The organism is Yersinia sp. 2466 StPb PI (assembly GCF_041538325.1).
Taxonomy (GTDB): domain Bacteria; phylum Pseudomonadota; class Gammaproteobacteria; order Enterobacterales; family Enterobacteriaceae; genus Yersinia; species Yersinia enterocolitica_E.
On record NZ_JAULSL010000001.1, the window covers coordinates 2,911,261 to 2,933,468 of the forward strand.

The following is a 22,208-nucleotide window of genomic DNA, read 5'->3' on the forward strand; positions in this document are numbered from 1 at the left end:
CACTCTCAGGCTATCTGTTTCAGTTTCTTTATTTCGAGGTTTTCCAGTTTGCCTTCAATAGCTTTGACAAACGCTTTGAAGTGCTCGGTTTTATTATGTCTTTCCAATGCATCATCAGATGCCCAGCGTTCGAAAAACACAAAAGAACCTTTCTGGTCGCTTTCGGCATGGAGATCATATTGCAGATTCCCCTTCTCCTCACGACTCGGTTCTATTACCAAATGAACCGCTTCTTTTACTGCATCAATAAATTCAGGTTTTGCCACTAAACTGGCGATGACACGGACTTCCATAGTTATTCTCCCATGCTGTACATTCAATTAGCGTATTTTACTGCTAATCAATAGCTCACCCTAACGGGCAATTTTATCCCGAGCCCCTCTATAAGATGCCCTTTTTGCCTTGTTTTCAACTTAACCCTAACAATCAGATGCATCCTGCGCACTTTCCGCTTATCCTTAGACCCCGCCGGAAACAGTATAAAAACCCCAATATCTCATCATGACTGCGGAGCTAGTTGAATGACTGCACAACCCCAAACCCTGAAAATTCGCCGCCCGGATGACTGGCATATTCACTTACGTGATGACGAAATGCTCAGTACCGTGCTGCCCTATACCTCCGAGGTGTTCGCCCGGGCCATTGTCATGCCCAATCTGGCTCCACCAATTACGACTGTTGCCAGTGCTATCGCTTATCGGGAACGAATTTTAGCCGCAGTACCTGCCGGGCATAACTTCACGCCGTTGATGACCTGTTATCTGACCAATACACTTGATGTCAAAGAACTGACCACCGGCTTTGAACAAGGCGTATTTACTGCGGCAAAACTGTATCCAGCGAATGCTACGACCAACTCAAATCATGGTGTATCCGATATCCCGGCGATATACCCGTTGTTTGAGCAAATGCAAAAGATAGGTATGCCGCTGCTGATCCACGGTGAAGTAACAGAAGCTGCCGTTGATATTTTTGATCGCGAAGCGCGCTTTATTGAACAGATTCTGGAACCGATACGTCGCCAATTCCCTGAATTGAAAATTGTCTTCGAGCACATAACCACCAAAGATGCGGCCGATTACGTGCTGGCAGGCAATCGTTTCCTTGGTGCAACTATCACCCCACAGCATCTGATGTTTAACCGCAATCACATGCTGGTCGGTGGTATTCGCCCCCACTTGTTCTGTCTGCCAATATTGAAACGCAGCACGCATCAAGAAGCATTGCGCCAGGCCGTTGCTAGTGGTTCAGACCGTTTCTTCCTCGGAACCGATTCCGCTCCCCATACCAAACATCGTAAGGAGTCATCCTGTGGCTGTGCTGGCGTGTTCAACGCACCATCAGCGCTGCCAGCTTATGCTACTGTGTTTGAAGAGATGAATGCGCTACAGCATCTTGAAGCATTCTGTTCATTAAATGGTCCACGCTTCTATGGCTTGCCGATTAACGAAGAGGTTGTTGAATTGGTTAAGGCCCCCTTCCAACAACCAGAAGAGATCCCATTAGGGGATGAATCTGTGATTCCTTTCCTGGCCGGTCAGACTATCAATTGGTCAGTTAAAAGCTGATAAGCGCCGCTGTAGGGGCTAACCCTTTACAGCGACGATTTTTATATCAGTCACTTGCAACCCGAATACTTGTACTGTATAAATAACCAGTATAAATATTCGGAGGGCCAAATATGCGTGTTGAAGTGAGTATTGATAAAAAAAACCCGTTACCCGCAGGTGCTATCGAAGCACTAACCCATGAATTGAGTAAAAGACTCAACACCAAATTCCCGGACACCACCACCGCAGTACAAATACGTTATGCCGGAGCAAATAATCTTTCCGTTTTAGGTGGTGCCAAAACAGATAAAGATTTGATCTCTGAAATATTACAAGAAATATGGGAAAGCGCTGACGACTGGTTCGACGCGGAGTAACCCAATGTAATGCTGTTTTGCCGGGGAGTCGCTCCTCGGCTTTTTTATATAAGCGTCTAAACTTTCTTTACTCACCGACTTCTTTTAACCCATTTATTGTTGATTAAGAAATCATCATAAAATAAATAATTTGTAAAGATCTTGCGATAATCTCCAAATTTATCGGCGGTTGCGTATACTGAAAAAGCTCACTTGATAATGAGCCGCATTGATCCTCATTAGTCACTCCAGTCAGTAACTACTATATAAGGGGTCTTTATGGACAGAAATGATGAAGTTATTCAGACTCACCCGCTTGTAGGCTGGGATATCAGCACTGTAGATGTATACGACGCTATGATGATACGTCTTCATTACCTGTCTTCCATGGATCAACCGCCAGAAGATGCGCTGGTTGATAGAACGCTCTGGTTAACCACCGATGTTGCACGCCAATTAATAAATATCTTAGAAGCAGGCATTGCTAAAATTGAGTCATCGGAATATCAAGATCGCGATCACCGTAAACATTAATTTTTTTCCACCAGAAAACGAGTTTAATGTTCGCCAAAAAAGGCACGAGTGAATATCACTTAGTGCCTTTTTATTAACCATTCCCACCACTCTATGGCTAACAGCGCTTTTTCTCCTCTCAGTCCCGTGCTATTACTATCGTTTTAATTTTTATCAGCACTGTTGCTACCTTTAATTCAAATCGTTCGGGTTATTGCCGCGATAAATACACATTGCTAGCACAAACCCTATTGAAAAAGCCAGGTGGCGATATTCCCCGGGATGCAAAATATGGATTATGATCTAATTGTCATTGGTAGCGGTTCGGTCGGCTCTGCCGCAGGCTACTATGCGTCACAAGCTGGTTTAAACGTACTGATGATTGACAGTGCCATGCCGCCTCATCAAGCAGGCAGTCACCATGGTGATACACGGATCATTCGCCATGCCTATGGCGAAGGTGAGAAATATGTTCCCTTAGTTTTGCGTGCCCAAACATTGTGGGACCAGTTATCAGCTCAAACAGGTGAATCATTATTTCAGGCCAGTGGCGTGCTTAATCTTGGGCCAGATGACTCTATTTTCCTGCAAAATGCGCAGCACAGCGCTCAACAATATAACTTGCCGGTTGAAACCTTAAACGCGGCCCAGATCCGTGAAAAGTGGCCGGTATTTACCGTACCAGATAATTATATTGGTGTGTTCGAACCACAATCAGGTTATCTACGTTCTGAATTGGCGATTAAAACGCTGATTAAAGCCGTCACAGAAGCAGGCTGCGGTATTTTATTCAATTGTCCGGTTACCGCTATCGAACCGCTGGATGGTGGTGTAGATGTCGTGACTATAGATGGTACCTACAGTGCTAAGAAAGTGATTGTCACTGCCGGAACCTGGGTCAAAGAGCTGTTACCCGAATTACCGGTGACCGCCATACGTAAAGTGTTTTCATGGCACCATGCCGATGGCCGCTATAGCGAAGGAAATCATTTCCCGGCATTCACCGTCGAGACACCGGATAATATCCATTATTACGGCTTCCCCTCGCAAAATGACGAGTTAAAACTAGGCAAACATAATGGTGGTCAGCCTATTGAAACAGCGGCACAACGTAAGCCCTTTGGCAGTTATGCCGAGGATGGAACCGAAGTATTTGGTTTTTTACGTAACTTCTTACCGGGAGTGGGTGTCTGTCTGCACGGCGCGGCATGCAGTTATGACATGAGCCCTGATGAAGATTTTATCATCGATACATTACCCGATAACAAAAATATCATGGTGGTAACAGGCTTAAGCGGCCATGGATTTAAGTTTGCAACTGCATTGGGGGAAGTCGCTGCACTCTTCGCACAAGATAAACCCTCACCTATTGATATTTCAGCCTTTTCGCTATCCCGCTTCGCCAAATCGTAATGCTGTAACCCGCTAGTTCAGCACTTGATTGTTACCGATGACTGTTTCTTTTTATTTCAGTCATCGGTATATCTCGCTCTCATTTTCACCTCATTATTAATATAAAACACCGCAAATTTAATAATTAGCAGAGTCTTATATTCGTAAAAGCCGCTAAAAACAATCGTGAATCCCGAATTGACGTTTTAGGCATCAGGGGATTACTTTATCCTTGTATGCGGCCAGGTATGGTTGCTGTTAGACAAGGATGTATGCCACATGAAAATATTAATTATCGATGAATGTTTTTATACCCGATCAGGGGTAAATACTTATTTAAATAACGCTTCATATCTCGATTTAATGGATGTTCCTACGGTGGAACAGGCTACATTAGCTGTTCATGAGTTTGATCCTGAGGTAATTATTGTTAACCTTACCCAATATTGTCGCTATGGTGGACATTGCCCGTTATTAGCACAATTTTTGAGTTGTTGCCTGCGGGCTAAAGTTTATATTTATCTGGATGCGTCATATCCGTTTAGTGAAACGCCGATACCCCTGACAGATTCTGTCTCTATTTTGGCTAAAAAACGCTTACCGGAGTTGTTACAAAGACTATCGGACTTTTCAAGTGAGGGTATCGGTAAGCCACATCCCCCCTGTCCAGCATCCCTATTCAGTCCACAAGAGCATAAAGTCATGTGCTACTGGATGATGGAGATGCCCAATTACCGCATTGCCAGGAAGTTAAATATCAGTGACAGTACAGTTTATTCGCATAAACGGCATATTACCGAAAAAATAAAAGTCAGAAACCGTTTGGAATTATGCTTTATTTACAATGTATTTAAATATTTATACTAAGGCGTTGGTGTATAGAGAGTCGCAATAAAGGGAGTATTCCCTTTCAGTAAATTTTCTGTATATGTGATTTTTGTTCTTAACAAATAATGTAACCGGATTAATATAGTGAGTTATCGCTTGCAGTTAAAGAATCGGTTACATTTCACTTAATATCACCAATACATATCAATCTTTTCCATTCGTACCACAATGCCCATATTATCCAAAGAAATGACTTATTTCATCATGCTGTAACTCAGGAATTTAGCCTGCCAGCTTATTGTTTATAAAAGTTAAAATCCTTATAATGGGCGATAATTCTAGCCTCAGGCACCCTGCATGTTAAATAAATTGCTATCGATGGTTATCAATAATGTACGGGAACATCTACTGCTCTATATCTGCTTGTGGCTGATTCTGTTAGCACTGGATATTTATTTCTTTTTCTATTAACGCGTTTTCTCTACCTTTTCTAGCCGGGCCACCAGATAGCTTCCCACCTGTGGCCCAGCAATAAATACGATATCCGCAGTTTGCACTACTCTACCTTGGCCGGTTTGCCATCACTCAATAACACGGCGATTTTATAACCGGCTGGTGTTAACTCTAATACTATTTTGGCAATAATGGTTAACGGAACGGAAAGCAGCATACCAATTGGCCCGAGTAGCCACCCCCAAAAAATCAAGGATAAGAACACCACCAAGGTTGATAGACCCAAACCACGCCCCATCATCCGTGGATCAATAATATTGCCACCAATCAGGTTAATCAAAATATACCCGCAGGTAACGGCAAAAGCATCAGCAAAACCATTAAACAACAGTGCCTGAACGATGGGTGGGATAGCCGCCAATACGGAGCCGATATTAGGAATGTAATTGAGGACGAAAGCCAGTAGCCCCCAAAGGAAAGCGAATCTGACCCCCATCGCTGCCAGGAATAACCAAATAACAATCCCCGTCGCAATGCTAATAATCGTCTTGATCACCAGATAATGAGTTACACCATTTAGTGCACGCTTGAGAATCGCATTCCCTTGCTCTGGGTTATCAAACATCAACTGCATTTTATAAGGCAGTCGTTCCACTTCAAACAACATAAAGACCACCGTCATCAGCAGCAAGAACATACTAGCCATGGCACCAGAAAGGTGGCTCAGTAGACGGGTCACAAAGTTCATCGCGGTGCTAGGATCGACATGCTTCATAATGTCATCCACCGAGAACTCAATATTAAAGCGCATTGCAAACTCTTGCAGGTCGCGCATTTTTTCCAGCATCATGCCACGATATTGCGGCAACGAGCGGGCAAACTCATTTAATGAAGAACCCAGGCGGCCAAAGAGCAATGCCATGAGTAAAATAATAATGCTAACCAATAAGACAATAGCTAAGGTGCGGGGAATTCTTATTTTCTCCAACAGTTTCACTAAAGGATTTAATACGATAGCAAGAAATATAGCCAACAAGAATGGAACCACGATCGGCGATGCCGCTTTAATTCCCGCCATAATCACCACCAGCATAGCCAGCATCGTGACTAACCGTAGCCCTTGGCTACTCACTCCAGGTATTGTCATTATCAATCCTTGTATTGGAATCGCCATTGCGCTAAAAATGGCATAAAAAAGACGCTATCGAATAAAATAACCGACAACGTCTAACTTTAATAGTACATCCAGTAGGTTAACCCTACGACTATTTTTTATCTGTGCTCTTTTCTGGTATCGGAATGTGCATGGTAGTTTGCAACAATCCTTTCGATTTATTAAAAATCTTGATGCCGTTTTCGCGCCCAGCACGCCGGGAGCGTTGCTCTTCCTGCGGCAACTTCAGCTCTTCCTGACAGATATCACTACAGCAACCAGCAAACTTTGCCGCACAGGTCGGACACTGAATAAATAGTAAGTGGCAGCCATCATTCTTACAGTTGGTATGCGTGTCGCAAGGTGTACCGCACTGATGGCAGTGGGCTATCACATCATCAGAGATCCGCTCCCCCATCCGCTCATCAAAAACAAAGTTTTTACCGATAAATTTCAGCGGCAACCCCTGTTCTTTTGCTTTACGGGCATATTCGATAATACCGCCCTCAACGTGATAAACGTTTTTGAAGCCATTGTGCAGCATATAGGCGCTGGCTTTCTCACAGCGAATCCCACCAGTGCAATACATAACAATATTTTTCTCTTTGTCATGTTGCAGCATATCAACCGCCATTGGCAATTGCTCACGGAAAGTATCAGAAGGGACTTCAATGGCATTTTCGAAATGGCCTACTTCGTACTCATAGTGATTGCGCATATCAACAAACAAAGTATCGGGATCATCAATCATCTGATTAACCTGATCGGCCTTCAGATAATGCCCTATATTACTGGGATCGAAACTCTCGTCATCAATACCGTCCGCCACAATGCGTTCGCGAACTTTCATGCGCAGCACCCAGAATGACTTCCCATCATCTTCATGAGCCACATTCAGCCGCACCTGATCTAGTGCAGAATGTGCGGCAAACAACACGGTTTTGAACTCATCATAACGATTAGCGGGCACACTGATTTGTGCATTGATCCCCTCTTTAGCCACATAAACCCGACCAAACACGCCGAGTTTAACAAATTGACTATAGATGTCGTCACGGAAGGTTTTGGCATCTTCCAGAGTGAAATATTTATAAAAAGAAACTGTGGTGCGCGGTTCGGTTTCAGCCAACATGCGCGCTTTAAGTTCCTCATTAGAAATTCGGTTATGTAACACTGGCATGGTGTACGTTCCTGTCTTTCGAAGAGGTTACTGATAAAAATTTAATTATTGATCAATGGGTTAGGTAATTCATTAGACGGCTAATCACGTTAATTCATTGTACAATAGAACTGATGTTTCACCACGGGACAGCCGTGCGGCGCATATAATACCTGAAACATTACTGCGGAACATCTTTAGCGGTAATCACTATCAGTAAAAGCGGAAAGAACGATCCCAGTGAGTAAGGCAATTCCGGCAGCAATCAGCAAAGAGAGGGTTTGCCAGTAAGCCCCCATATAACCCAATATGCCACCGACGACCAATAAACCCGCACTGAGTCTTGCTACTGCCATCGACGGCTCTCCGATAAGAATGAATGAAACTCATTTATACATCGGGAATATCATAACGTAGAAATAAAAATCCCTCTTCAATTGAGAGGGATTTAAGTCAAAATTGATAGCCTGCTAGCTAATCACTTCCAATCTGGCTGGTAGCCCTTGCCGAACCGCGGCACCACTGACCCAATCCAGCCAGGTATTGGGGACTTCTCGCGTTGGATCAGTAAACCCCAAGTCATTCAGATTGCTCCCCTGACCGATACGCGGGTCTGACGCCATGATCACACCATCCAACGAATGTGTTCTGGCACCCATCTCGCGATGTCCATAACCATGTTCAATAGCAACCACACCAGGCATAACACCATCCAATAAACTTACCTGTACCTTCATCTGACCACCGGGGGTCATCAGGCGTACACTGTCACCGTGCTGTATCCCGTAGCGCTGAGCATCGGTTGGATTAATCGCCACCAAATTGGTGGGTTTGACCGCGCGTAAGCGCTCAATCATCGCAGTAGAACTGCTCATGAGATGAGACTTGAAGGACATCAAGCGCAAAGGCCAGTCAGTTGCCGGATAATGGGTAAAGACATCGGAACCATCGGCCAGACGAGGTGGATACCAAGTCGGACAGCCGCTATAACGCTCGCCGGTTATCGCATGGTGATGTTGCGCGACATTTTCGTTCCAGATTTGCAGTGGCTTTTTCCACTGCGGCCCGGTGGCATCGCCATTCCAACTTTTCTCATAAGGCGCAAAACGCCCACCACGCGCCAACAGGTAAGCCACTCGGCGCTGCTCATCAATATGCAGACTGCGTTGTAAGTCGGGCCATAAGCGATCGACGCCCGTTAATTTCAGTTCTTCATCCGAGGCTGGTGGCAGTGGTTTTTCACCGCCATAAGCAATATTGGCCGCGGCCCGTAAATAGTAATCCTCGGCCCGCTCCAGCGGCAAATTGTTTCCCTGGCTGTCCTGCATCGCATTGGCACCGAACCCCGGTAATTGCAATGCCTTGGCCACTGCAATCAGGAAGCTCTCCATGGCCACAGGCTCGCCTTGAGCCGTGCGGGCAGTACGTGATGTCACCACGGGCCAGCGGGCAGTGCTAGCTTTGACCAGTACCCCGGCCCAGGGCGCACTGAATCCCCAACTCTCAAAATTATGGGTATCCGGTACGATATAATCCGCCAATGCGGTGGTTTCATTCATAAAAGCATCAATGGCAATAAACAGCGGCAATTGACGTGGATCTTGTAGTTTCGCCTCAATCAAGTTGCGCAGCCCCGCGACCCCGTACAGCGGATTAGTCATATGGCTAATCCATGCCTTAAGCGGATAGGGATAACCCGCCAATGCCGGTGCCAATTGTTCGGTCAATTGCCCACCGACAAAGGGATACCATGGGCCACGGGCCGGATAGCCAGGCTGACCCTGCTGAATCTTTTGCTGATACTCTTGCGATTGTTCATAGGGCTGCTTGCTGCGCGATAGCGGTAAGCCTTTTGGTTTTATCATTCCAGCGAAAGTAGCTAACTGATAGCAAGGACCATCAGCAAAACCATCAAACTTACCCCCCCCAACCGAAACTCCCCCCTTAAGATTCAAATTACCAATCAGGGCATTGAGCATCATGACCGCCCAGGTGGTATAAAAACCGTTACCCCCCATCATGCCACCATGGGAGATAACCGCAGCCTGACGCTGGTAAGCCGTAAACTCTTTCGCCAAACCAACCATCGTCTCTGCTGGGACGCCGCATTGCTGGCTGTATTCTTCCAGAGTAAAACGCTCTGCCGCTTGCCGCAAACACGCCATACCTGATTGCACCTGCACAATTTGACCATCATGTAAGGTGACCTCGCGCGTGACAAACAATTGAGCGTGTAATGCTAATGCAGCAGGCTGCAATGTACCGTCAACCCCTTGCACTAATACCGGACTCTCTTCAGCTTCGGCCACTGACTCACCACTTAGCTGACTGGCACGTAGGAACTGGCCTGCCAAGGGATGGGTTTCAGTGGTTATCACCAGATGGCTGGCATTGGTCCAACTGCGCTCACCCGCCGCTTGCATGGCGACCTCACCGGGAACGGACAAATAAGCGTGGTTAAAACGATTCTGTTCGATAATCCAACGAATCATCCCCATTGCCAGTGCCGCATCCGTCCCCGGCAACACCGGAACCCAGCGGTTATGCTGATTAGCCAATGTGGTTGTCAGTGGCAGCGCGGGGGCGACCACCACATAATTGAAATCATCACGCTGGCGAGCATTGGCTAACTGACGCCCTTGCCGCTTAAATGGGTTGCCAGATTGCGCAGGCGACGTCCCCAAAAATAGGGCAAAACGGACGTTATCCCAATCAGGCTTAACATGGGCATTTTTATCTAAATCCCCCATCAACGCACCTGAACCGGCACGATACGCCAAACCACAATATGCCCCGTGGCTACCGAGATTTTTAGTGCCGAACGCTTGATGAGCAAAACGTCGGATAAAAGCATCGCGCCCATCATCACCGGCGTTAGTCACTAGTAACTGATTGGCTTTCGGCCCCAATGAGGGCTGCTGAGTATCAATGGGGGTAATCAGGTCACGGATAGCCCGCAACCCTTCAACCGGCCCCTCGCCAAAGAGATCACCGCCTTCGGTCACTTCCGCCACCAATTGCTCAAAGCTGATACGCTGCCATTTGCCACTGCCCCGTGGCCCGGTGCGCTTCATTGGCTCGGTAATACGATAAGGGCTATCGACCCCTTCTAATAGCGTCGCGCCGCGCGCGCAAGCCGTTGAACGCCCGGCCATGCCTGACTCTCCACCTAAACGTTGCAGCGCTTCACTTAGTGGTAACTGATACGGAAAATGGTGGTCATGAGACAACGGATGATAAGGGTTACCGGCGATGCGCAGGATTTTATTGTGCTGGGTATCGACTCGCACCCGTAAGCCACACAAGGTCCAACAACCAAAACATTGTGTCATTGAAACCGCTTGTTGCGGATTGGCCTGCCACTGCTGCCCAATACGTCCTTCTGGTGCTAATGCGTTGGCACTAACAGGATCGAGTGTAAGCTTTCCGGCACTACCATCAATCAGGCCAGCCAATGTTTTGCGTGCCACAGCATGATAACTGGCAGCAAATGCAACCACGCCACCCAAGGCTAAACTGCCTTTTAACCATTGACGCCGTGTAGACTTAGCCATGATGCATTTCTCCTTCCACTGTTTTCTCGCCTGAAACTGTTTTTTCACTTGAGACTATTTTTTCACTTGAGAATTGTTGTTCAAGCCATCTGACACCTTCACGGATAGCAATAATCACCGCTATCCATAATCCGCATGTACCCACCACGGCCAGCAATCCTTCACTCCCCAGCGGCAACGAATAGGGATTGGTTAACACATTGTATTTAGGCAACGTTTGAGTATGCATCAGCAATAGCCAACGTACCGACCAACACAACGTCAGGGCTGCCAGTGCCTGAGCCACTACCATCCCGCTTGATAAGGTTTTTTTCCTGTTGAACAGCGCCATTGCCAAAAGCAATAGCCACAGCACCACAGGAAATGCTGCCAAAGTCTGGGCATGCATAGCCCAGTAGCGCAGAGCCTGTGCCGAGGCATTATCACCACTGGCCCACAGCACAGTAACCAACGCCAGCATCATTAAATTGATGGGTTGCCAGCGCGCCAATGACACCTGATAGTGCGGCTCACGCCATAGCCAGGTAGCCAGTAAAGGCGGGATCGTCTGCCAGGCAGTCAGGAAGATAAACAGTGGCAACCATAAACTAAACCACAGGGGTTGGGCGCGCAGGATTGACACCTCGCGGCCGGTATAGAGCAAAATAGTGATAGCAGAAAACGCACAGAGTCCGGCTAATCCTGTCAATAATCGCGCTAATGGTTTTGCCCGCAATCGGCTGTAGGTCAGCGCCAGAAAATAGGACAACACCAGCAGGGTAAACAAGGGTAAGAAAAGAGATCCCCATGACATCCACGACCACGGCGTAAAGTGGGCATAGAAGTGCCAGACGCGGGCCGGTTGATGTAGGTCCGCATTGAGCGCCAATGGCGCAACCACCACCGCAGTCACCGCCAACATCAGTGCAGCAAACTCCAATGGATTCTGCTGATGGCGAGAGAACATCCGTTGCCAGCAGGCAAACAACACGCCACTACAAGCCAGCCCGATAAAAAAGAAATACTGCACCGCCCAAGGCAACCAGGCGATATCTTGTGGGCGAGCTAAAATTTCACGGATCATGGGTGTACCTCCTGCCAGAGCGCGGGTTGGCCCTGCAATGGTCGGGTGAAAATGTCATTTAGCCCGAGGTAAAACACTTGAGGGTGAGTGCCTTGCTCCGGTTTCAGCACTTTAATGTCAGCGGCATGTTCTAGTAGCATTTGGCGCAATATACTGTTGCCATCGCGTAAATCACCGATAATCCGCGCCCCGCCGACACAAGACTCCACACAGGCAGGCAGCAATCCAACATCCAGACGATGAACACAAAAAGTACACTTGTCCGCAGTTTGGGTACTGTGATTGATAAAACGAGCTTCATACGGGCAGGCCTGAACACAGTATGCACAACCAACACAACGGGTATTATCGACCACCACAATGCCATCTTGACGCTGATAAGTGGCCTGTACCGGACAGACTGGCACGCAAGGCGGGTTATCGCAGTGGTTACACAGGCGGGGTAGCAATACATTGGTGACACTTTCTGCCCCAGACAGGGCAATTTGATACTGATTAACTGTGGTACGGAACTGGCCTTGTGGCAGTTGGTTTTCAATCGCGCAACTGACAGTACATGCCTGGCAACCAATACAGCGGCGCAAATCAATCAACATGGCGTAGCGCCGTTTGATATCACCTTGTTTGCGTGCCGGTTCCATCCGCCAGCCCGCATCCGCCAATGGTACCAATGCTGCGCCAGCAGTTAAGCCCCCGAGCCGCTGTAGAAATGCTCTTTTTCCTTGATCCATTTTTCTTCTCATCTGCTTAATAACAATGCTCTTAATTCAAGGATTGTAGAAATCGACGAGCAGAAGCCCTATTGTGGTTTTCCACATTCCCTTTAAGGACTTGATCCAGGACAATTGCGCACTGCGACGGGGATCATAAAAAGGAACATGCATGAGTTTCAGAGGGCTGGTGATAGTGCTGTTTTGGTGGTTTTCAACCGCCCATGCCAATGATTGGACCATTGGCGTGCTGGCATTACGCGGTGATGCTCAGGCGCAAGCACATTGGCAACCGTTGGCCGATCGCCTTAATCAGCACTTGCCTGGGCAGCACTTTCAGTTATTACCCTTGGATTTAAATGCGATGAAAAGTGCGGTGCAGCAGAACCGAGTTGATTTTCTGCTGACCAATCCAGCGCAATATGTGCAAATTGATAACCACTATCCTCTGCGTTGGTTGGTCTCTTTGCGTTCCAATCATGAGCCAGACAGCACCAGCCGCAATGTGATCGGTAGTGTTATTCTGGTACGCGCTGACAGTGATATCCATAATCCCCAAGGGTTGATTGGCAAACGCGTTGGTGCCGTCTCTCCCGATGCCTTTGGCGGTTACTTGTTGGGATACAAAGTGCTACGCGATGCGGGGCTGCAACCAGAACGGGATTTTCAATTGCATTTTTCTGGCTTCCCGGTGGATGCGTTAATTTATCTACTGCGTGATCGCGCTATCTCCGCGGCTATTGTGCCCACCTGCCTGCTGGAAGATATGCAGGCAGAAGGATTAGCGCATACCGCTGACTTTAAGCCGCTATTGGCGAAGAGAACCGCCATTCCATGCCTGAGCAGCAGCGAGTTATACCCGAATTGGTCGTTTGCCGCGTTATCACAGGTACCGGATGAATTAGCCGATAATGTTACGCGGATTTTGCTCAGCCCCGATGGGGACAAAACACCACAATGGGGTGCCCCCTCCTCCACCAGTCAGGTCGAAAGTTTATTACGTTCAATTAATCAACATCCCCAACAGCCGCAGTTCTGGCAACAGACTCTTGAGTGGGCACAACAACATCGGCTGTTGATCGTCGCCATCGCGGTGATTCTGTTATTGCTCGCGGCCAATCATATCTGGGTGGCGTTTCTGGTGCGTCGTCGCAGCCAGCAATTGGAGCAACTTCACCAGCAACTTAGGGCTAGGGAAAGTGCGTTGGAACAAGCTCAGCGCCTGAGTATTCTCGGTGAGATGGCCGCGGGATTCGCTCATGAACTAAATCAGCCGCTCAGCGCTATTCAGCATTACGCCGATGGCTGCGCTATTCGCCTGCAACGGGAACAGGCTGATCACTCATTACTGCCCATTTTGAGTCAAATCAGTCATCAGGCCCAACGCGGGGCTGATACCATTGCTAACTTACGGCTGTGGGCAGGAAAACAGCCGGCCATGAACAGCTCTGCCGCCTGCCAACCATTACCTGCCTTGGTTAATCACCTCTGGCAGTTACTGGCAGCCACCAATCCAGCGCCGTGTTGCACGTTGCACACTGATATCGAGGCATCATTAGCGCTGCATTTACCGCCCACGCTGCTCGATCAGGTCTTGTGTAATCTGATCACTAACAGTTTGCAGGCCGGTGCCCACCAGTTATGGTTCAGTGCTTATCAGCAAGCCGATGTGGCAATATTAATTTTGCAAGATGATGCCGGTGGCCTGACGGCCGAACAGCTCAACCAGCCTTTGACCCCATTCCGTTCCACCAAAAGTGATGGCCTCGGTCTCGGCCTGGTCATTTGCCAGCGATTAATCTGTCGCCAGGGCGGAAATCTGGCACTACTTAACCACATGGCCGCCAATGATAAGATTGGACTACGCGTTACCCTGACACTGCCACTTAACCCAAGCAAGGAGCTTACTCTTGTCACTGATTCATCTACTTGATGACGATATTGCCGTCACCGACGCTTGCCGTTTTTTGCTGGAAAGCCTGGATTACAAAGTGAAGGTATGGCATGACGGTGAGCGTTTCCTGGCCCAAGCTGATTTATATCAATCTGGTGTATTACTGCTCGATATTCGTATGCCGCTGCTAGATGGTACGCAAGTCTATAACCAGATGCGCCAGCGAGACAGCACGCTGGCCGTCATATTCCTTACCGCCCATGGAGAAGTGCCGCAGGCGGTTGAGCAGATGAAACTGGGGGCGGTTGATTTCTTACAAAAACCAGTCGCGACTGCGCCGCTGATTACCGCCTTACAACAGGGCTTCCAGCACACAGAGCAGTTGACAGCCCGCCGACAGGTACAACTGCGTTATGCCTCGCTGACGCCACGGGAACAGATGATTGCGCAATGGGTTATGCAGGGTTTGATTAATCGGGATATCGCCGACAAAGCTTGTGTGTCTGTCAGAACCGTAGAAGTGCATCGGGCTAAAGTGATGGAAAAGATGGCAGTTAACAGTCTGGCTGAGTTAGTCAGCTTACTGAATCCGTTCAAATAGCCAAATTCAATCATGGTTATTTAACCATCAGATAGGTGATTTAATCGGCGGGAACTTCAACCGAAAGGCATAAAAATGGCTTTTTGGTGCGGTCTGTTTTCCTGTAAGCCACTAAAAATGTCACAATAGGCTACCTTAAATGACAGATGAATACGTTGGTATGGATGACCGGCAACTGCCTATTGAGGTTCGCTAAAGAACCACATATCCGCTATCAAGAGTAAATAGTTAACTGTCCGACTGAATTACAATAACGCAGAGAACAGATATGCAAGTTCCTTCTTTTGAACGCTCACTGCTACACCCTCGTTATTGGCTGACCTGGCTTGGCCTCGGTATCCTCTACCTATTGGTGTTGCTCCCCTACCCAGTTATCTATGTCCTGGGCACCTCCCTTGGCCGCTTTTCTATGCGTTTTCTCAAACGGCGTAAACGGATAACACAGCGTAATCTCGAGTTGTGCTTTCCTGATATGCCACAGGCTGAACGCGATGAACTGCTGGTTAAGAACTTTGAATCAGTAGGGATGGGGTTATTTGAAACAGGCATGGCTTGGTTTTGGCCGAACTGGCGCATTGAGCGCTGGTGTAGCGTTAGTGGTCTAGAACACATTCAACAAGCACGAGAGGAAGGCAAAGGGGTTTTATTGATCGGCTTGCATTTTCTTACGCTGGAACTGGGTGCCCGCATCTTCGGTATCTACAATCCGGGCATCGGTGTCTATCGCCCGCATGATAATAAAGCCATGGACTGGATGCAGACTTGGGGCCGGATGCGTTCAAATAAAGCCATGTTAGACCGCAAAGATCTGAAAGGAATGATCCGCAGCCTAAAACAAGGCGAAATTATCTGGTATGCGCCGGATCATGATTACGGTCCGCGCAGCAGCGTATTTGTGCCCTTGTTCGCTGTCGATCAAGCGGCAACCACCACTGGGACTTACCTGCTGGTACGTATGGGTAAACCGGCAATTATTCCTTTCACGCCGCGTCGTTTACCTAATGGCAAAGGTTATCAACTGCTGTTGCAACCCGCGGTAGAGAACTTCCCGTTAGATAATGAAGTGGCGGCGGCCGCGTTTATGAATAAAGTGATCGAAAAAGAGATTGCCCAAGCCACAGACCAATATATGTGGCTACACCGGCGTTTTAAGACCCGGCCAGAAGGCGCGCCTTCATTGTATGAATAGCATGACTTATTCAGAAATAGAATATTGCTAATGGTAATGAGAATTAATTTATATCAATTTTTTTGATACACTTCGTCAGATTTATCCGCTAGGCAAATAAGATTTATCTGACGATACTGAGAGTAATTAATCTTAGTTATTATCCGGTTATTTTCTTTTTTAATAAGGATATATATGCTCGCAACACTTAATCTCTGGTTCACTCGATTAACAGACCATCCTAACGGCGGCAAACTATTATTACGCCTAACGTTCGGTGTCTTGATGTTATTTCATGGTGTCGCCAAAATTCAGCATGGCACAAGTTGGATAGCCGCGTCTTTACAGGCGCAAGGCATCCCCAGTTTTGTCGCCTATGGCGTTTACATCGGCGAAATTGTCACCCCGATCCTGATTATTCTTGGTCTGTTTACCCGCCCTGCGGCGTTCGTTTACGCCGTTAACCTGCTGGTTGCAGTATTAATGGTCGGTACGGGGAAATTCTTTACCCTGACCCAAGTCGGTGCTTGGGGTTTGGAAAACGAAGCTATGTATTTCCTCGGTGGTGTCGCTATCATGCTACTGGGTAGTGGCCGTTATTCCGTGACTAAAAATGAAGCTTACCGCTAATCACTGGCGCTAAATAACAAATATCAGACTAACCACTTCGCCTTTGGCGGGGTGGTTTTTCCTGTTTTCTGTGCCAGCTGTAACATCATGCTAATGCCACAACTTCTGTGTTATTACCAAATAGAATAAGCATATCCATCCATTTCAAACCACCTTTCCATTTTATAAAAACTAATATTTATCTCATTGATGTCGCTGCACTATGAGCGCATACTTATCAGGCTAAGTATCTGCTTCTCGTGCTTTGCCGCCCCTTCAAACGCCCTACTGACGAATAAAGAGACGCAAAGCAATCACTTGCTTAATCGGTAATTTATGACCTCGGCGCCACAACCTGTTAACTGGAAAAGAAACCTATTTGTCACCTGGTTAGGCTGTTTTCTAACCGGTGCTGCATTTAGTTTGATCATGCCATTCTTGCCATTGTATGTGGAGGAGTTAGGCGTGAGCGGTCACCAGTCATTGAATATGTGGTCCGGTCTGGTATTCAGTATTACTTTTCTGTTTTCTGCCATTGCCGCCCCCTTCTGGGGGAGCCTGGCTGATCGTAAAGGGCGGAAAATCATGCTATTACGCTCAGCGTTAGGCATGGGGATCGTGATGGTTTTAATGGGTATGGCACAGAATATCTGGCAGTTTCTGGCATTACGTGCACTGCTGGGACTACTGGGTGGTTTTATTCCAAATGCCAATGCACTGATCGCCACTCAAGTACCGCGCAACAAGAGTGGCTGGGCTTTGGGGACGCTCTCAACCGGTGGAGTGAGCGGTGCATTAATCGGGCCACTGATCGGCGGGTTGTTAGCGGATAACTATGGCCTGAGACCGGTATTCTTTATTACCGCGGCGGTGTTGTTGCTCTGTTTTGCTCTAACCTGGCTGTATGTCAGGGAGCAGTTTGCACCGGTACTGAAAAAAGACATGCTTAACGGGCGGCAAGTATTTAACTCCCTGAAGAACCCGAAGTTAATCCTGAGCCTGTTTGTCACCACCATGATAATCCAGATTGCTACTGGCTCAATTGCGCCGATCTTGACGCTGTATGTGCGCGAACTGGCCGGTGATATTCATAATTTGGCTTTCGTCAGCGGCATGATTGCGTCAGTCCCAGGGGTTGCTGCATTGATGAGCGCGCCGAGATTAGGAAAACTGGGTGATAGAATCGGCCCAGAGCGCATTCTGATTGCCATGCTGGCTCTGTCAGTGCTTATCCTGATCCCGATGGCTTTCGTGCAGACTCCATTGCAATTGGGTATTTTGCGCTTCTTGCTGGGGGCAACGGATGGTGCATTGCTCCCAGCGGTACAGACGTTACTGATTTATAACTGCACCAATCAAGTGGCTGGCCGGATTTTCAGTTATAACCAATCGTTTCGTGATGTCGGTAATGTCAGCGGCCCGCTACTCGGGGCTGCGGTTTCTGCCAGCTATGGTTTCCGCGCTGTATTCTGTGTAACTGCCTTGGTGGTGCTATTTAACGCGATCTATTCTTACTGGTGTTTACAGCGCCAGCCCTTAAAAGCACGGCAGCGTGAGGTTCAACAACAGCAAGATAGCTAAAGATTAGAGGGGTAACCCAACCGCCGGATACCAGCATAAACCATCCTAAGTCCCTAAACAAAAGCACGTATATTCCTGCTCTTTTCTGCCCGAATCCTCCTGAGATGCACTGACAAAGACCCCATCAAACGTTAATCCCTCGCCAAGTTGCTGTTTATTGTGTTTTTATGCGAAAATTTTTTATTTCAGCACTCTCTCATGTCAAAATAGCCATAACCTATTGATTTAACTTATTGATAAATAATATTAATAATAAGATTAAATAATGAAACTTAGTCCCTATCTTTTGTAGTGAAATGCACTCAAAGTCAGAAAGATAACCCTGATAAATGCGATGTGTATCGACTTTTCATCTAAAAATACGATATAACCCCGATAGGCAGCAAAAAATGACGTTATTATTGCGTTAAATTCTACTGTAACGAGTGTTAACCCTGATAACTGGCCGTAGTGCCAAAGGGGTGAACATTCGATGATGGCTTATTCGCCCGACTTTAACGGCGATTCTATGGGAAGACTTTATGCAAACCTCTGTTAACTCCGAAGGTGGCCGCACGTTCTTTGGCCATCCTTATCCGCTCAGCGGCCTGTTTCTTTCTGAAATGTGGGAGCGTTTCTCGTTCTACGGCATCCGCCCACTGTTAATTCTGTTTATGGCCGCCACTGTATTTGACGGTGGTATGGGCCTGCCTCGTGAGCAAGCCTCCGCTATCGTCGGGATTTTTGCCGGTAGCATGTATCTGGCAGCATTACCCGGTGGCTGGCTGGCTGATAACTGGCTCGGCCAGCAACGTGCAGTCTGGTATGGTTCTATCCTGATTGCACTGGGTCATCTGTCGATTGCGCTATCAGCGTTCTTCGGCAATGACATGTTCTTTATCGGTTTAGTGTTTATCGTGCTGGGTACCGGTCTGTTCAAGACCTGTATCTCAGTCATGGTCGGCACCCTGTATAAGCCAGGTGATGCCCGCCGCGACGGTGGTTTCTCTCTGTTCTATATGGGTATCAATATGGGGTCATTTATCGCGCCGCTACTGTCAGGTTGGTTGCTGCGATCCCACGGCTGGCACTGGGGTTTTGGTATCGGCGGTATTGGTATGCTGGTCGCACTGGTTATTTTCCGTGGTTTTGCTATCCCAGCGATGAAACGCTATGACGCAGAGGTCGGGCTAGACTCAAGCTGGAATAAACCGACCAATCAGCGTCAAGGGGTTGGCAAGTGGGTTGCAGGTATTATGGTGCTAGTGGCGGTGCTGATTACCCTGATATCACAAGGGGTTATCCCGATAAACCCAGTATTGATTGCCAGCTTATTGGTCTATGTTATTGCGGCCTCAGTAACACTCTATTTCGTTTATCTGTTTGCCTTTGCCAATATGAGCCGTAAAGATCGCGCTCGCCTATTGGTGTGCTTCATTCTGTTAGTGTCTGCGGCGTTCTTCTGGTCAGCCTTCGAGCAGAAACCAACCTCATTCAATCTGTTTGCCAATGATTACACTAACCGTATGGTTATGGGCTTTGAGATCCCAACGGTCTGGTTCCAGTCAATCAATGCGCTGTTTATTATTCTGTTGGCGCCGGTATTCAGTTGGGGCTGGCCTGCATTGGCGAAGAAGAAAATTCAGCCCAGCAGTATCACTAAATTTGTCATCGGTATTTTATGCGCGGCGGCCGGTTTCGCTGTGATGATGTATGCCGCTCAGCATGTGCTTAGCAGTGGTGGTGCCGGTGTTTCACCGCTGTGGCTGGTGATGAGTATACTACTGCTGACACTGGGTGAATTGTGCCTTAGCCCGATCGGTTTGGCCACCATGACCCTACTGGCACCAGACAGAATGCGCGGCCAGGTGATGGGCTTGTGGTTCTGCGCCAGTTCTCTGGGTAATCTGGCAGCAGGCCTGATTGGCGGACATGTTAAAGCTGACCAGCTTGATATGCTGCCGACACTGTTCGCCCGTTGCTCAATTGCACTGGTTATCTGTGCGGCAGTGTTAATATTGCTTATCGTACCGATTCGTCGGCTGATGAATAATACTCAGGGCCAACAAGCGGCCTGATGCATATACTGCAACCACTGTTCACGCAAACCCGCCCTTGTGGCGGGTTTTGTTTTACAACTGCCATTCCTGTTGCTGTAACACCACACGATAACCATCACTATCTTCGAATGTTTTGCCACTGACATCCCAGTAAGGATTATAAGCAGTGACCTTACGAAAACCTGCCGTCACCATCTGCTGGCACTGAAGACTCCATTGCGCTTCATCCGGTATATAAAATACTAATAAGTTGTCCTGCGTCGGTGCCGCCCCTACCCGGACGCCGCGATGATGCGTAAACTCTAAATGGTAAGTGTGGTGTGGATGTCCGAGAATAATACCGTCAAACCCCTGATGATCGACAAAATGACCCAGTTGACTAAATCCTAACCCACGACAGTACATCTCGCTGATTAATTTAAGATTATCGGAGGGTCTGGCAACACGCATTATCGCGGTTTTCGGTAACACTGATGGTGGCTTACTTAAGTGGGTATCGGATAATCTCACTGCTTTTGATGGCATCGGCTCTCTCCTGATAACACATTCTAACCTAGAGATTAAACATGAAAATAAGACCTGCGCAACCTTCAGACTACCCGGCCATCTTACAATTGCAGCGACAAAATACCCCAGAAAATTTAAGCCCGGAGCAGCGCAAACAGGGTTTTATTGTGTCACAAATGGATGAAAAGCAACTGGATTCAATTAACCAAGATTTGGGGATTCTGGTTGCAGTTGATGATGGGCAAGTCGCGGGTTTTGTCTGTCTGGCCCACACGCATAAACAACCACGGCCACCGGTGGTTGATGCCATGCTGGAAGCCATAAGCCATCAACAGTATCAAGGCCAACCATTAGCACAATTGCGGGTATTTCTTTACGGGCCGGTGTGTATCGATAGCCGCTGGCGCGGCAAAGGGGTGCTTAAACAGCTGTTTAGCGCCGTTAAAAATCATACCTGTCATCAATTTGATGTAGGGGCCGCGTTTGTTAACAACAATAATCCACACTCATTGGCAGCCCATGTCAAAGGGTTACATATGACACCGATCAATGAATTCGTTTGTCAGCAACAACACTACCAACTGCTGATTTTTGCTACCAACGAATGATGTTACTCATAAGGACCATGACGAGCATCGATTGGCAGCATAAAAGTATCAACTATCATTGACAGCGGAACGTCTATCACCGTGACATATTTCCATGGTCCCTCACGCATATCCCATTGCACGCCAGGATAGTATTGATGCCCATGGCCCTGCCCCGGCACCGTGCGGCTGATAATGCTGCCACAGCCGGACAACAACATAATACCGATCACCAGCATAACAATGCGGGCCATGCTGGTAGGGCAATGGGTCAGTTTAACGATGGGATTCATACAGTTACTCTTCAGGTTTAGCGCGATACACAGCTTATCATAGCGCCATGTAAACAACGGTTAAGGCCCAGTCGGGATAATGTTAAGAATAGAGGGTGTTAAAGCGCCATTCAGTATTAGCTAATACGTATCACCTTTCAGGCCGTACTAATGGCAATAAAAAACGGGCAATACATAATGTACGCCCGTTTTTACTCA

At 47.7% G+C, this 22,208-nt stretch carries 22 protein-coding genes; 13 read left to right on the top strand and 9 right to left on the bottom strand.

Annotation, left to right across the window (positions count from 1 at the left end; all coding sequences use genetic code 11):
* Nucleotides 1–5 precede the first annotated feature (5 nt).
* On the bottom strand, nucleotides 6–293 hold the full coding sequence (locus tag Q2T72_RS13245) for a putative quinol monooxygenase (RefSeq protein WP_372569291.1): 288 nt from the start codon (nucleotides 291–293) through the stop codon (nucleotides 6–8).
* Between the two features lie 228 nt (nucleotides 294–521).
* Between Q2T72_RS13245 and pyrC the strand changes: the two genes are divergently transcribed.
* From pyrC to Q2T72_RS13275, 6 genes are all read left to right on the top strand, one after another.
* Nucleotides 522–1,568 (top strand): dihydroorotase, encoded by a 1,047-nt coding sequence (gene pyrC, locus Q2T72_RS13250; protein WP_083158515.1) that lies wholly within the window; start codon nucleotides 522–524, stop codon nucleotides 1,566–1,568.
* 113 nt (nucleotides 1,569–1,681) lie between these two features.
* The gene (gene dinI, locus Q2T72_RS13255) at nucleotides 1,682–1,927 is read left to right on the top strand and encodes a DNA damage-inducible protein I (protein WP_083158514.1); all 246 of its coding nucleotides are present in this window, start codon (nucleotides 1,682–1,684) and stop codon (nucleotides 1,925–1,927) included.
* A gap of 258 nt (nucleotides 1,928–2,185) precedes the next feature.
* Complete coding sequence (bssS, locus tag Q2T72_RS13260) at nucleotides 2,186–2,440, top strand: biofilm formation regulator BssS (RefSeq protein ID WP_083158513.1); 255 nt, start codon at nucleotides 2,186–2,188, stop codon at nucleotides 2,438–2,440.
* Nucleotides 2,441–2,710: 270 nt separating this feature from the next.
* Nucleotides 2,711–3,832 (top strand): N-methyl-L-tryptophan oxidase, encoded by a 1,122-nt coding sequence (solA, locus tag Q2T72_RS13265; protein ID WP_083163567.1) that lies wholly within the window; start codon nucleotides 2,711–2,713, stop codon nucleotides 3,830–3,832.
* Between the two features lie 258 nt (nucleotides 3,833–4,090).
* Nucleotides 4,091–4,678, top strand: a complete 588-nt coding sequence (locus Q2T72_RS13270; RefSeq protein WP_083158512.1) for a LuxR C-terminal-related transcriptional regulator — start codon at nucleotides 4,091–4,093, stop codon at nucleotides 4,676–4,678.
* Nucleotides 4,679–4,996: 318 nt separating this feature from the next.
* Complete coding sequence (locus Q2T72_RS13275; RefSeq protein WP_005183270.1) at nucleotides 4,997–5,110, top strand: DUF2770 family protein; 114 nt, start codon at nucleotides 4,997–4,999, stop codon at nucleotides 5,108–5,110.
* Nucleotides 5,111–5,195: 85 nt separating this feature from the next.
* Here Q2T72_RS13275 and Q2T72_RS13280 read toward each other — a convergent pair whose 3' ends face one another.
* The 6 genes from Q2T72_RS13280 to ttrB all read right to left on the bottom strand — a co-directional run bounded on the left by Q2T72_RS13280 (nucleotide 5,196) and on the right by ttrB (nucleotide 12,752).
* Nucleotides 5,196–6,239, bottom strand: a complete 1,044-nt coding sequence (locus Q2T72_RS13280) for an AI-2E family transporter (protein WP_083158511.1) — start codon at nucleotides 6,237–6,239, stop codon at nucleotides 5,196–5,198.
* A 118-nt stretch (nucleotides 6,240–6,357) separates the two neighbouring features.
* On the bottom strand, nucleotides 6,358–7,425 hold the full coding sequence (locus Q2T72_RS13285; protein ID WP_372569292.1) for a rhodanese-related sulfurtransferase: 1,068 nt from the start codon (nucleotides 7,423–7,425) through the stop codon (nucleotides 6,358–6,360).
* Between the two features lie 176 nt (nucleotides 7,426–7,601).
* Nucleotides 7,602–7,760 carry a hypothetical protein gene (locus tag Q2T72_RS13290; protein ID WP_193784639.1) on the bottom strand — a complete coding sequence of 53 codons (159 nt, stop codon included), beginning with the start codon at nucleotides 7,758–7,760 and terminating at the stop codon, nucleotides 7,602–7,604.
* 114 nt (nucleotides 7,761–7,874) lie between these two features.
* A complete protein-coding gene (ttrA, locus tag Q2T72_RS13295; protein WP_372569293.1) occupies nucleotides 7,875–10,958 on the bottom strand; it encodes a tetrathionate reductase subunit TtrA in 3,084 nt (1,027 codons plus the stop codon).
* Nucleotides 10,951–12,021, bottom strand: a complete 1,071-nt coding sequence (gene ttrC, locus Q2T72_RS13300; protein ID WP_372569294.1) for a tetrathionate reductase subunit TtrC — start codon at nucleotides 12,019–12,021, stop codon at nucleotides 10,951–10,953. Before ttrC ends, ttrA begins: the two co-directional genes overlap by 8 nt.
* Nucleotides 12,018–12,752, bottom strand: coding sequence for a tetrathionate reductase subunit TtrB (ttrB, locus tag Q2T72_RS13305; protein ID WP_083158507.1), 735 nt, complete (start codon nucleotides 12,750–12,752; stop codon nucleotides 12,018–12,020). The genes ttrC and ttrB overlap by 4 nt, the downstream gene beginning before the upstream one ends.
* Nucleotides 12,753–12,903: 151 nt before the next feature.
* On the opposite strand from ttrB, the gene ttrS reads away from it, so the two are divergent.
* The 6 genes from ttrS to Q2T72_RS13335 all read left to right on the top strand — a co-directional run bounded on the left by ttrS (nucleotide 12,904) and on the right by Q2T72_RS13335 (nucleotide 20,641).
* Entirely contained in the window at nucleotides 12,904–14,664 is a 1,761-nt protein-coding gene (ttrS, locus tag Q2T72_RS13310) for a tetrathionate respiration histidine kinase TtrS (RefSeq protein WP_372569295.1), read from the top strand.
* Complete coding sequence (ttrR, locus tag Q2T72_RS13315; protein WP_372569296.1) at nucleotides 14,642–15,226, top strand: tetrathionate respiration response regulator TtrR; 585 nt, start codon at nucleotides 14,642–14,644, stop codon at nucleotides 15,224–15,226. The genes ttrS and ttrR overlap by 23 nt, the downstream gene beginning before the upstream one ends.
* A 268-nt stretch (nucleotides 15,227–15,494) precedes the next feature.
* Entirely contained in the window at nucleotides 15,495–16,415 is a 921-nt protein-coding gene (locus Q2T72_RS13320) for a Kdo(2)-lipid IV(A) acyltransferase (RefSeq protein ID WP_083158504.1), read from the top strand.
* Between the two features lie 174 nt (nucleotides 16,416–16,589).
* The gene (locus tag Q2T72_RS13325) at nucleotides 16,590–17,024 is read left to right on the top strand and encodes a DoxX family protein (RefSeq protein ID WP_083158503.1); all 435 of its coding nucleotides are present in this window, start codon (nucleotides 16,590–16,592) and stop codon (nucleotides 17,022–17,024) included.
* Between the two features lie 315 nt (nucleotides 17,025–17,339).
* The gene (gene mdtG, locus Q2T72_RS13330; RefSeq protein ID WP_083158502.1) at nucleotides 17,340–18,584 is read left to right on the top strand and encodes a multidrug efflux MFS transporter MdtG; all 1,245 of its coding nucleotides are present in this window, start codon (nucleotides 17,340–17,342) and stop codon (nucleotides 18,582–18,584) included.
* Nucleotides 18,585–19,105: 521 nt separating this feature from the next.
* A complete protein-coding gene (locus Q2T72_RS13335) occupies nucleotides 19,106–20,641 on the top strand; it encodes a peptide MFS transporter (protein WP_372569297.1) in 1,536 nt (511 codons plus the stop codon).
* A 54-nt stretch (nucleotides 20,642–20,695) separates the two neighbouring features.
* Here the strand turns inward: Q2T72_RS13335 and Q2T72_RS13340 are convergent, their stop codons facing one another.
* On the bottom strand, nucleotides 20,696–21,073 hold the full coding sequence (locus tag Q2T72_RS13340; RefSeq protein ID WP_372569890.1) for a VOC family protein: 378 nt from the start codon (nucleotides 21,071–21,073) through the stop codon (nucleotides 20,696–20,698).
* Between the two features lie 116 nt (nucleotides 21,074–21,189).
* On the opposite strand from Q2T72_RS13340, the gene Q2T72_RS13345 reads away from it, so the two are divergent.
* Nucleotides 21,190–21,738, top strand: a complete 549-nt coding sequence (locus Q2T72_RS13345) for an N-acetyltransferase family protein (RefSeq protein WP_372569298.1) — start codon at nucleotides 21,190–21,192, stop codon at nucleotides 21,736–21,738.
* A 2-nt stretch (nucleotides 21,739–21,740) separates the two neighbouring features.
* Here the strand turns inward: Q2T72_RS13345 and Q2T72_RS13350 are convergent, their stop codons facing one another.
* A complete protein-coding gene (locus Q2T72_RS13350) occupies nucleotides 21,741–21,971 on the bottom strand; it encodes a YceK/YidQ family lipoprotein (RefSeq protein WP_083163564.1) in 231 nt (76 codons plus the stop codon).
* Nucleotides 21,972–22,208: the final 237 nt, after the last annotated feature.